8 protein-coding genes are annotated in these 12836 nt (G+C 33.8%); 3 read left to right on the top strand and 5 right to left on the bottom strand.

The features are described from left to right. Position 1: 1 nt before the first annotated feature. The 3 genes from CHB81_RS12345 to CHB81_RS12335 all read right to left on the bottom strand — a co-directional run bounded on the left by CHB81_RS12345 (position 2) and on the right by CHB81_RS12335 (position 6120). Entirely contained in the window at positions 2–1321 is a 1320-nt protein-coding gene (locus tag CHB81_RS12345) for a GntP family permease (protein WP_089352169.1), read from the bottom strand. 82 nt (positions 1322–1403) lie between these two features. Next, complete coding sequence (locus tag CHB81_RS12340; protein WP_089352168.1) at positions 1404–2933, bottom strand: SusD/RagB family nutrient-binding outer membrane lipoprotein; 1530 nt, start codon at positions 2931–2933, stop codon at positions 1404–1406. A 31-nt stretch (positions 2934–2964) separates the two neighbouring features. Continuing rightward, positions 2965–6120, bottom strand: a complete 3156-nt coding sequence (locus CHB81_RS12335; RefSeq protein ID WP_089352288.1) for a SusC/RagA family TonB-linked outer membrane protein — start codon at positions 6118–6120, stop codon at positions 2965–2967. Between the two features lie 233 nt (positions 6121–6353). Here CHB81_RS12335 and CHB81_RS12330 point away from each other — a divergent pair, with 233 nt between their 5' ends. Beyond that, complete coding sequence (locus tag CHB81_RS12330; RefSeq protein ID WP_089352167.1) at positions 6354–7121, top strand: amidohydrolase; 768 nt, start codon at positions 6354–6356, stop codon at positions 7119–7121. A 19-nt stretch (positions 7122–7140) separates the two neighbouring features. On the opposite strand, the gene CHB81_RS12325 is transcribed toward CHB81_RS12330, so the two are convergent. Together CHB81_RS12325 and CHB81_RS12320 are read right to left on the bottom strand one after the other, a co-directional pair. Then, positions 7141–7578, bottom strand: coding sequence for a cytochrome c oxidase assembly factor Coa1 family protein (locus CHB81_RS12325; RefSeq protein WP_089352166.1), 438 nt, complete (start codon positions 7576–7578; stop codon positions 7141–7143). A 26-nt stretch (positions 7579–7604) separates the two neighbouring features. Next, positions 7605–9293 (bottom strand): Ig-like domain-containing protein, encoded by a 1689-nt coding sequence (locus CHB81_RS12320; RefSeq protein WP_089352165.1) that lies wholly within the window; start codon positions 9291–9293, stop codon positions 7605–7607. 185 nt (positions 9294–9478) lie between these two features. Between CHB81_RS12320 and CHB81_RS12315 the strand changes: the two genes are divergently transcribed. Continuing rightward, a complete protein-coding gene (locus CHB81_RS12315) occupies positions 9479–10468 on the top strand; it encodes a hypothetical protein (protein WP_254921078.1) in 990 nt (329 codons plus the stop codon). Then, entirely contained in the window at positions 10428–12803 is a 2376-nt protein-coding gene (locus CHB81_RS12310; RefSeq protein ID WP_089352163.1) for a hypothetical protein, read from the top strand. The genes CHB81_RS12315 and CHB81_RS12310 overlap by 41 nt, the downstream gene beginning before the upstream one ends. Positions 12804–12836 lie beyond the last annotated feature (33 nt).

The raw sequence follows: 12836 nt of genomic DNA, 5'->3' as shown, positions 1-12836 counted from the left end.
ATTAATGTATTATAGAGTTTAAAATAAAAACGAAAATGATTCCTAAAACAGATACTAGAGATTCCATGACGGTCCATGATTTGAACGTGTCTTTTAGGCTGATATTAAAATATTCTTTGAACATCCAAAAGCTTGGATCGTTGACGTGGGAGCACATTAAGCTTCCGGCTCCTACGGATAACACCAATAAGTTAGGGTCGAGTCCGGTGGTTTGTAGTAAAGGTAATAAAACGCTGGCAGTCATTAATCCGGCTGCTGTAGCAGAACCCACACAAACGCGTATGATTGCCGCCATCATCCAGGCCAATAAATACGGATGAATGTTTATTTGTGTTAAAGTTGCTACGATAGTTTCGTTTACGTCGCTTACGATCATTACTTCTTTTAAACCTCCGGCTCCACCAACAATGAGAACAATAAGTGCAACATCTTTTATTGCAGTGGCATAATCGTCCATTACGGATGTGATGCTTCTGTTCATTCTGATTCCTAAAGTGTAGGTGCAAATCAGTAGAGAAATCAACATAATCATACTTGGTTCTCCGACGGTTTTGCAAATGCTTATTAAAGTTTCGTTCTTAGAAATCATTGGTAATGTCGAAGTCAGCGTTAATCCGAAAACCGGAAATAAGGCAGAGAATAAACTCAGTGCAAAACTGGGTTGTTTTCCTTCGTTTATAACTTCTTCGACATTTAGAATTTCATGATCTGATTCGGTTTTGATGTTTTTTAATAAATTCGAAAACAATAATCCTGCAATAAAAATAGTTGGAATAGCGATTATAATTCCATACACTAAAACGAGTCCAATATCTGCCTTTAAAATACTGCTTAAAGCCATTGGAGACGGATGTGGAGGCAAAAAACCGTGTGCTACTGAAAGCGATGCCAGCATTGGAATACCGAGATATACTTTTGAAAGCTTAAATTGATGGGCTACTGAAAAGATTAATGGAACTAACAAAACAAATCCTACGCTATAAAATAGTGGTATCCCAACAATAAATCCGGTAATCATTAAGCCAAGTCGAACGTATTTTTTGCCCGTCCATCCCATAACTGTTTTGGCAATGACATTGGCGGCGCCTGATGAAACGGTAAGTTTACCAATACAGGTTCCGAAAACAATAATCAAAGTGATAGATCCTAACATTTCGCCCAAACCTTTTTGAACAGTTTGTGACAAAGTGTCTATTGGCAGGCCTAAAAATAGACCTGCTAATAAAGCTGTTATGATAAAGGCTAAAAACGGATTGATTTTAAACCAGGCTATCTGTAGGATTAAAAACGCAATGCATGCCGTAAGAATTAAAATGCTCATTTATCTTTTGTATTTTATTTATCCCAATTAATGATTAATGGTTTTTAGTTTGTGCCTAAAGGCACATTTTAACTCTTAATTATTATTTATCCCACCAGATTTTTGTTGTGAAAGTATCTTCGCCCTGACGTTTAATCGCTTCAGCTAAGTTAGTTGAATTCACTGAATATTCGCTGGTTGAGTATTTCAAACGTCTTGGAATTGTGCCGTTTGTAACGTTTCCAGGGAAATTTACAGGTACTAAAACAGGATATCCTGTTCTTCTCCAGTTGGCATAAATTTCTTGTTCGTCTACAAACAAAGCAACATAAACCTGAGTATGGATTTGGTTCATTTTAGCTTCTGTTGATCCTGCTGCATTGTATGGATTTAGTGTTAAATATGGTGTTGCGTCTGCAATTGTATAACCTGCACCGTAAATCCCCATGTTTAGGAAAGATGCTTTAACTCCTTTTTCATATAAATCTTTATCAGTTTCGCCCGTGTACCATCCTCTTACGGCAGCTTCGGCTAGATATAAATTAGTTTCGGCATTGCTTAAAAGCACAAGCGGCGCATCGAATTTAAAAATAGTGCTTTGGTTAGGTTCTGAATAAGTTGCCTGTTCAACTGGTGTTGGAGCGTTTTTAATTCCGTTAGGAAAACCTTTTTGAACTACTGCACTTGTGTTCTGGGTTGTTCCTTGCCAAACTCCAGCATAAACACTAATTCTGGGATCGGCTGTAGATTGTAATAAATCGATGAATGTTTTGGCTAGTTTTCCGCCTTCAACATTTTTCTGACCGTAAGAACCTGCTGTAAAATCTTGTCTTCTGGCATCAAAACCAACCGGGTTTCTGTTGAAATCATTTGGTCCATCCGTATATTTCATGATTGCATTATCAATTCCGTTAAGGATAACTCCGCCTGCAATAGCTTTGGTTACCCATGTTTTTGATAAAGCAGGATCAACTTTACTTAATCTTAATCCCAAACGAAGCATTAAAGAATAAGAGAATTTTTTCCATTTTGCGACATCACCATCGTAGATAAAATCGGCTTTGCCAAAACTTGGTTTCGCAGCATCTAATGCCGTTGCAGCTTCGTCCAATTCTTTCAGTAAATCTTTGTATATGAATTCCTGAGAATCATATTTTGGAAGAAATATCTGTGAGCTAGTTGCTTTTGCAGCTTCAGAATACGGAATATCTCCGTACAAATCTGTAATTCTATGGTATAAATATGCTTTCCAGATTCTGGCAATATTCAGTTTATTACTGTCGTTTGCATTGTCTTTTACGGCATCAATTACGATTTGAGTTTCATTAAGCGCCGTTGGATAAATCTGGTTGAAATATGCAGAATAATAAACTTCATTACTCAAATATTTATCCCCCACGCCCGAAGCTTCTTTGTATGTGGCATAATGTTGCAGCATTCCTCCGCATTCCAAAATATTGGTAAAAAAGTAGTTATTATTTAAACCATCCAATTGTGCTCTGCTGAAAAGAAAATTCGGATTTGGTTTTTCAACAACATTTGGGTTCGTATTGATTTCTTCGAAATCTTTTGTACAGGCGGTCATACTTCCTAAAAGTATTCCTGTGATATATAATATGGTTATCTTTTTCATGTCTTTTAATTTAAAAATTATTTAAGTGAGTTTAAAATTTGACATTTAAACTTAAACCGAAACTTCTGGTTTTTGGCACTCCAAATTGTTCTACACCTTGTGCATTTCCGGCACTAAATACAGATTCCGGATCTACGTTTGGCGTTTTCTTATAAAGAATGAATAAGTTTCTTGCCACAAATGAAATCGAAGCTCCCTGAAGTTTTGATAATCCTCTTAATTTTTCAAGCGGTAATTGATATCCAAGAATTACTTGTCTTAATTTTATAAAACTTGCATCGTAAACAAATGTTGATGAAATGTTTCTTAAACCGTCATAATAAGTTCTAAGGTTTTCCGGTGCAATAACCATATCAACCGGATTTCCGTTTGTATCAACACCTTTAATCGGTAAACCAGATTCACGACCTTCAAGAGTTAATTTTGTTAACCCCATACGAGTTCCGTACAAATCAGTACCAGAATATAAGCTTCCGCCAAATTTACCGTCAATCAAAAAGCTGAATGAGATATTTTTGTATTTGAATTCATTGCTAATTCCCGCTGCCCAAGGATGAACTCCCTGACCTAATTCTTCAAGTGGACCTTGCGCAATTGTTGCAGAACCGCCGCTTACATTGTAAACTGTATTTCCTTTAGCATCAACACGAGGTTTGTATCCTTTTATGATACTGTAAGGGCGACCAACATCACTTGTAATTGTAACATATCCGTTTACAGAAGTTGCCATCGTGATTGAGTTTAACTGATCTGTAAGTGCTTCAACGGTGTTTTTGTTGTAAGATCCGTTGAAACTTGCATCCCAAGAGAAATTTTCTGAATTAATGATTTTTCCACTTAATAAAACTTCGACACCTTCATTTCTCATCTTACCAAGATTCAATAAAGCTGTACTAGCTCCGGAAGCATTAGAAATTGTAGTTTCGACAATATCATTTGTAGTTGCACGGTTGTAGTATGCAAAATCAAGATTTAAACGGTTGTTGAAAAATCCTAAATCAGTTCCAACTTCAAAAGTTGTAGAAGTTAACGGGCTTAAAGTTGAGTTAGGAACTCTTGTACCGGTTGGAGTTTGTAATTGTTGACCATTATGTCCGCCCTGAACCATTGAATAAGATTGGTTTAATGCATAAGGGTCTGGCGTTGCACCACCAACCTGTGCCCAAGAAGATCTAAGTTTAGCAAAGGAAACGAATTCCGGCATTTTTATAATATCCGAAACTATTATACTTGTTCCAACAGATGGATAAAATACCGTATTGTTATCTTTTGAAAGTGTAGAAAACCAATCCTGACGTCCGGTAAAATTCAAGAACACAACATTTTTATAATCTAAATCTACTGCTCCATAAACAGAGTTTGTTTTTGTTTTTCCGTAAGGATAGCTATAAGTTAGCGTAGATAAATTGCTCAAAGCATAAAAATCATCCAATACAAAACCTGAACCTTCTACTCTTGTTTCATCTCTTAAAGTAGTACGAGAGTTTACACCAAGTAAAGCGTTTAAAGAGAAATCTCCGTAGATATTTTTCTTAGTATAATTAAGAATTGCCTCAGAGTTCAGGTTAGATAATTTAACTCTTGAACCTTGCGCATACCCAATCGGGTTGTTTAAAGTTGTTTTTGGGATGTATCCAAAGAAATCATAATCTGTAAAATCTTGTCCAATTCTACCTTGAAGGAATAAATTAGGAGTAAAGTTTAATTTTACGTTCAACATTCCGATAAAACGGTTTTTAGTATCGCTGTTTTTAATTTTATTTACTACAAAATATGGGTTTGTAGCCACCGCAACTGGGTTCCAGGCTTCCTCAATTCCGTTTGCATCATAACCTGGGGCAAGATTTCTAATATCAACAGTATTGGCAATCATGTAAGTTCCCCAGTTTGGGTTTGCCTCAGCATCTGAAACCGTAACTCTATTGTTCGATTTTTCTATATTGTATTGTGCAACCACATCAAATTTCAACCAATCTGTTAGGTTTACATTACTGGCAATGTTTACACTTTTACGATTAAAATCATTATTTGGTACAACACCTTGATTGTCTGTATTTGAAAAAGAAAGACGTCCTGTAGCTTTTTCAGTTCCTCCAGACAAAGCGATAGAGTTTATAAAAGTTGTTCCTGTTTCGTAGAAATTCTTGATATTATCTTTTTGTCCCACATAAGGTCTTGCAACTCCGTCAAACTGGATCACATTTGTTCCGTCCATTTTTGCTCCCCAAGACCAGCGTCCTGCGGCAACAGCTTCTGCTTGTGTAGTTGGTTTTTTTCCGTTTGCTCCGGAACCATATTCATACTGCCAATCTGGTATGATCGATGGCGTTTCAAAAGTAAATGAAGTATTGTATTCAACTCCAATTCCTTTTTGAGCCGCACCTCTTTTAGTCTGAATCAAGATTACACCGTTTGCAGCATTTGCACCATAAAGCGCAGCTGCAGTTCCACCTTTCAAAACCGTAATCGTTTTAATATCATCAGGATTTATAACTGATGTTCCGTCACCACGGTCAACGTTGATTCTTGTAGATCCCGGGCCATTGCCAATACCCGGTAGGTTAAGCTGAGTATTGTCAATTGGTAAATCATTTACAACATACATGGGTTGGTTATTTCCGTTTAAGGAACCATTACCACGAATTACAACTCTGGTAGAGCCGTTTGGGCCTGTTGCGGTGCTGCTCACGTTTACACCCGCAATTTTTCCAACTAATGCATTGGCGATATTGGTTTCTTTCGCCTTTGTAAATTCAGTTCCTTTAAGTTCTGTTACAGCATATGCAATAGATTTAGTGCTTTTTTTAACCCCAAGTGCCGTAACTACAACTTGTTCCAGAGCATTTTCTGCAGGTTTTAATCTAATGGTTAAATTTGAAGTATTAATTAAAGCAAATGATAAGGTTTCGTAACCCATGTAGGAAACTATAACATGAGCTTCATTTTCTGGAACGTTTATTTTAAATCTTCCGTTTTCATCTGATATTGTTACTATTTTATTATTGCTTTCTGCATAAATAGTTGCTCCGGCAATTGGCATTCCGTCGTCCTGACCTATAATCTGGCCAGTAACTTCAATCTGACTGCTTTTTTGTTCAAAAAGATGCTTTTTAAAAGCAGCCTCTTTTGCGTTTGCTGAGAAAATCATTCCCCCAATGAACACTAATGAAATAAGCTTTGTTTTCATAATACTTTGGTTTTCATGTTTTTTTTGGTTTTTATTGGCGATCAAATATATATATTTATTTTAAACGTATGCATTTTTTTTGCATGAAATGCATATTTTTTGCAATATTTTTTCCTGAAGTATTTTTATAATCTAAAATAGATGCCATTTCTAAGGGTGTTTTGAGAATTTTTTGCAGAATGTGCTTTTTAATTGTAAAATAAAATTTGGCTGAAAATTCGTATTTTTGAAAGATGAAAATCGCACTTATTCAATCAGATCTTTATTGGGAAGACGCTTCCAAAAACAGAAAAAGCTTTGAATCGATCATAAATGAAATCGATTTAGGTATAAACTTGATTGTTCTTCCTGAAATGTTTTCGACAGGATTTACCATGAATGCTTCAGAAGTTGCAGAAACTATGCAAGGAGAAACGGTTCTATGGATGCAAGCTATGGCAAAACAGAAAAACTGTGCTGTAACAGGAAGTTTGATAATTACAGAAAATGGAAATTATTATAACCGAATGTTATTTGTTTTTCCGTCAGGGGAAATGCAGCCGTATGACAAGCGTCATTTGTTTTCACTCGCGGGTGAAGATAAATTTTATACAGGCGGAACTCAAAAAGTAATTGTTGATTATCTGGGCTGGAAGATTTGCCTACAGATTTGTTACGATTTAAGATTTCCGGTTTTTGCGAGAAATGTCGAAAATTACGATCTGCTTTTATATGTTGCCAATTGGCCAAAAGTGCGAACAAATGCCTGGGATTCTTTGTTAAAAGCCCGTGCAATCGAAAACTTAAGTTATGTAGTTGGAGTAAATAGAGTAGGTTTGGACGCTAACAATTATGAACATATTGGACATTCGCAAGTAGTTGATTTTACAGGAAATTACATTCTTGAGCCACAAGAAACCGAAAATGTTTTTGTGGTTGAATTAGATAAAAATGTAATGTTGGAAACTCGAAAAAAACTCGATTTCCTGAGTGATAGAGATTTGTTTAGAATTGACTTTTAATAACGATTTGATAGATTTTTTAAAGTTTTTCTGAGATCACAATTTCGTTATTGGGGTTTTTAGTGCGAATGGAAATTTTCTGGTATTCCCATTCAGCTCCTTTTTTTATGGCGAAAATATCTAGTTTACCATTGTTTTTTGTTCCGTTGATTCTTACTGATGCGTTAACAGTATTATGATTGTTTGAGTAAACAATGTTTCCTTCCAGAATTGCTAATTTATCGATTGGCTCAATTTTTCCAATGTTTTCTATAGTTTTCGAATCTTCATTCGCTTTTTTAATTGCTTCTTCAAAAAGTAAGTTATCAGCGTAAGCCTGAGTAATATCGATTATATTTTCTTTAGAAGTTGAGGTAAATAAAAGTACAATTAGAAGTATGGAAAACAGAGTTGAAGGTAAAAACCATTTCCAGTTTCTTGTCAGCCAGTTTTCTTTTTCAATCAGACTATTTTCCATATTTATTTATTAAGCAATATTAAGATTTAAAAAGCTTTTCGTTTTTTCTCTTCCTCTTTTTTCTTTTTGGCATCCTGTTTTTTCTCGACTTCAGGATTGTATTGAAGACTTAAATCAACAGGTTGATCAACATCCCAATTAGCTCGGACATCAAATTCCTGCTGGTAATAGAATACTTCTTCAGCATACTCTTTCTTTAAAAAGTTTCCGGCATCATATACTTTGTTTTTATTATCGTCGTAAACAACCCGAATTGTAAAAGAGTTAGGTTCAACAAGATCAAATACAAGTCTGGTTTCGCCTTCAGAATATTGACTGGCAAGAACTACATCCCCTTTTTTGTTTGTCAACTCAACAAGTATAGGAAAGCGTTTTACGTTTTTCAAATTCAAAATGATATTTCCGTAATCTTCAAGTTCTTTAGTTGTTAATTTGTACGATAAAGTATCATTTGTCTTGTCGTAGAAATCTGTTAAAGCACCTGGTAAAAACTGGAAATGATATTTTTGAAGCGGTTCTTTTTTGAAATCTACATATAGTTTTTGATCAAATTCATCATATTCTGTAGTAAAATCTACAGCCACAGAATCCTTATTAATCAGTTTGATTTTTGACTTATCAAACTTCACTAATGGAGTAGCGGTTTCTAATGTAAATCGGTCTCTAAAATTTATGGTTCCGTTTTGTACTGCCGTAATATTTAAAGTATCTTTTTTCTGATCCTTAATTTTAAAAGAAAACTTTTTATCATATTTTGGCGCAGTCACTTCCAGATTTAGCGAGTCAACTTTTATAGGTTTAAACCAAACCTGCAAAGAGTCTTTTTTAGGAAATTGGGTTACAATAGTTTCCAAAACTTCGGTATTGTTTCTTAAAACAATCTTAGGTTTTATTAATTTGAAATTTTGTTTTCCTTCATACGGAAGATAAAGTCTGTTTCCTGAAGCCTGTATTGGCTTAAGTGTTTTTAACGGAAGTGTTTCCTTGAATAATTCTAATTCAAAAACGGTATCATTTGGTACTGTAATAAAATGTTTAATAAAACCTATTTTGTCATCTTTAGGATTAAATTTATTGTTACCGCCTTTATCTTTCATAGCAACCAATAGATATTTTCCGGCCTTTAAATTTTCTAATTTAAAAAGGCGCGTACTATCCAAAGTGTTCGTAATGTATCTTGGAAGTTCCTTGTATACTACAGAATCCTTGTATTTATCATTTGCTTCATAAAGCATTACTGATACAAAATTGTCTACATCTTTAGTGTAAGCATCTTTGATTTTTCCGCTAAGCGAAAGAGAATCAATATAAGAACCTGTTGAGAAAATATATTTAAATTGATTTAACGCATTTCCTTCATTATTGTCTGCAATACTTTGACCAAAATTAAAACTGTAAGTAGTATTTGGCTGCAAGGTATCCCTGATTTTTACCGTTATGATCTTGCTTACTGAGGTTGGCGAAATCAGCGGCTCATTTTTCATTGGAGGTGAAATGATAAGCTGTTTGTTTACGTTTTTAAGTTTTACAAATTCATCAAATGTCAAAACAAATTGGTCGCCTTTAAAGTCCGTGGTATAGTTTTTAGGCATGCTGGCTCTTAGAACAGGTGGTAAAGTATCTTTTAATCCACCAGTGATACTGCCTCTTTTGGCGCAGCTTATCATTAAAAATAGCAATAAAAATGGGATATATTTAAAGTTGTTTTTCAACATAATTGTTTTGAATTTGATTGCACAAAATAACGATTATATTTGCTTTAATTGAAACTTTTTATCCATTTATTAGGATATTTAGCTGTTGAGTTTAACTGTTTTTTTGAATTTGAAATCGTCAGGATGATATAATTTCTTACTTTTGAGCTTAAATTTAATTTCTCTTAGTTTTGATAAAAAGGTTTTTGTGGTCTTTATTAGTTTTTTTACTGATAAGTTGCGGTAAAAGTGAAAAACCAATAATTGCCTTTTATTATTGGAAAACCATCTTTAAATTATCTCAAAAAGAAACAGAAGTTTTAAAGGATAATGATGTCAGGAAACTTTATGTTCGCTATTTTGACATTGGTTTACATCCCGAGAATCAGCAGCCTATTCCTATAAGTCCGATACGTTTTCAGCAAAGCGTGAATAATTTTACGATTGTTCCGGTTGTTTTTATACAAAATAAAGTCATGTTGTTGCCTGATTTGGATATTGATGATCTGGCTCAAAAGACATTTTCTTTTATTGAAGAGATAAATGCTAAGAATAAAATTCAATGCAATGAAATTCAAATTGATTGTGACTGGACTTTAAAAAGCAAAGACAATTATCTTAAATTTATTGAACGATTTAAGAAGCTTTCGCAAAAGAAACTTTCGGCGACAATTCGATTGCATCAGGTAAAGTATTTCAAGAAAACGAAAATCCCAAATGTCGATTCCGGAGTTTTGATGTATTACAATATGGGAACAATTGCTGCGGATTCTTTAAATTCTATTTACGACCATAAAATTGCAGAACGTTATCTCAAAAGCTTAAAGAAATATCCATTGCATCTTGATTTGGCATTACCAATATATTCCTGGGCAGTTCATATTAGGAATCAAAAAGTAATTGGTTTACGCTCTAAAATAAGTTTGAGTGAACTAAAAAAAGATCAAAATTTTGAGCAGATAAGCGCTGTTTTTTTTAAAGTGAAACAATCTAATTATAAAAACGGTGTTTTTTATGAAGAGAATGATTTACTGAAATTAGAAGCAATTTCACCCGAAGATTTGGTGGAAATGGCAGACAATTTAGACGAAAATTTAGCTCAAAAACCTAAAGAAATTATATTTTACGATTTAGACGAATTCAATTTAAACAACTATGAAAAGAATATTTTTAAGCAAGTTATTTCTTGTTTCTAGCTTTACGTTACTTTCTATTTACGGAATAATCTATGCTTGCGCCGATGGTGATGATTGGGATTATTTTGGGTATAATTCGAATTTTACACCGGAAACATTTGCTGATAAATCGTATTCGCCTCTTTTTTTGTCAGGCGCTATTTTTTACGGAATTGGTTTTGACAGAGAGCATAATTCCAGATTTAATGAAGATATAAAATCAGATTGGGAGAATTACCTGAAAGGTAAAGTTGATGCGGCAACAGTAAGTCATTTTTTGATTGGAGACGAAACAGCAAATCCTTATGCTGAAAAAGATAAAGTTTCGGCAAACAAAACCGAAATAACACAGCTACATGTTTATTATAAAAACAAAAAAGAAAATCAGACTTCTCTAAAATGGGGAAAGAAAATAAGTTTGAAAGATGCCAAAGTAAAAAGTTTTATAGAGTTTTTGTATTTGGCTCAAAAGATCGAGACGGTTTCAATAGGTGATGAGTATTGGAGTTATGATCCTGTTGTGGCAAAAACTTTCAAAGATTTAAAAATTATTCAGTCTATTGAAAATGTTTACAATACAACCTCAGATTCATTCTTGAAAAACAGATATTGGTTTCTAACGATGAAAGCTTATTTTTATAGTAGTAACAAACCAAAAGCGATTTTATTTTTTAATAAAACTGAAAATTCGGTTCCTAAAAACACCTTATATTATCGTGCATTGGCGTATGTAGCAGGAATTAATTATCAGCAAAAAAAGTATGCAACGTCTAATTATTTGTATGCGCAGGTTTTTGACAAATGTCCGGAAATGAGAATTGTCACAGCATATAGTTTTCATCCAAAAAACGAAGCCGATTGGACTAAGTCTTTAGCAATGGCAAAAAATAATAAAGAAAAAGCGGCACTTTGGGCTGTTCACGGATATTATAAAGACGAAAGACAAGCGATTGAAAAAATCTACGAATTAGATCCAAAAAGCGAACATTTGAATTATTTGCTGACAAGGCTGATAAATAAACAAGAGCAAAATATAAATAATTCATTTGCGGTGAAAACAAAACCGGATGATTACAGCGCGCCTTCGGTAGCACAAACAGTTGCTGAGAACAAAGCTGAAAATCAAGCTAAATTTGATAAAAAAGCATTTGATTTAGTTTCGAAAATTGCTGCTGCCGGAAATACAGAAAAGCCATATTTATGGGATATTTCATTAGGATATCTTCAAACTTTAAAAGGAGATTTCGCTAACGCAGATATTAATTTGAATAAAGCCGAGAAAACTTTGCCTAAAACAGAATTGGCAGGATATCAGTTAAGATTGCTTCGTTTTGTAAATAATATGAGCAAAATTGATAAACTGACAGATAAAAACGAGAAAACAATTCTTGCAGATTTAAATTGGCTGTATTACGAACTTCCAAAAACATATAAAGACCAGGAGTTTCGTTATCAAAATGCGGTTTCGTGGAGCAAGAATTATTTGGCAGCGCTCTATAAAGCAAAAGGAAATCCAGTTATGGTGGAATTGTTTGGCGGAGATTCGCATTCAAATCCATATTATTGGAGTGGAGGAAATTCGTTTTATGACAATGAAAAGGATTTACTGGATATGAAAACTTTTTTGGCTAAGCCAAATAAAACCGAAATAGAGAAAATCGCTTTCGGAATTTACAGTTTGAAATTGAAAGATATTAATAATTTCCAAGCAGTTCAGGCAACTTTCAAAAACAAGATTCCTGAAGCAATTGCTTTTATTCAACAAACAGATTCTGTTCAGGATTATCAGTTTTTAGGAAATCCGTTTAACGGAAATATTAAAGATTGTCATGATTGCGAACATGCGGCTTATCAGAAAAAGAAATATTCTCAGCTTGAGTTTTTAAATACAATAAAAACGATGCAGGATAAATTGGCTCAAAAAGAAGATGTTTATACAAATAGCTTGTTATTAGGAAATGCTTTCTATAATATTTCTCATTTTGGAAACGGCAGAACTTTTTACGAAATCAGTATTGTGGGTTACGGTTCCAGTCCATATTCGTTTAGAGATTCTATGAAGAAAATGATTACCAATTGTGATCTTCCTAAAATGTATTATCAAAAAGCATTTGAAGCGGCAACAACAAAGGAGCAAAAAGCAAAATGTGTTTACTTATTGTCAAAATGTGAACGAAACGAATTTTATAACAACAAATATAACAACGTAACCAATTGGTGGAGTGTTGAAGATGATAAAATCAATTTCACGGCATGGAATGGTTTCAAAGCGTTGAAAAAAGAATATTCAGATACAAAGTATTATCAGGATGTAATTGCAGAGTGTGGTTATTTTAATACTTATATCAATCAATAATTAGTAATAGTATTTTTGTCTTAATATAATTAA

Source organism: Flavobacterium sp. ov086 (genome assembly GCF_900187965.1).
Classification (GTDB): domain Bacteria; phylum Bacteroidota; class Bacteroidia; order Flavobacteriales; family Flavobacteriaceae; genus Flavobacterium.
This window is presented reverse-complemented; position numbering and strand designations above follow the sequence as displayed.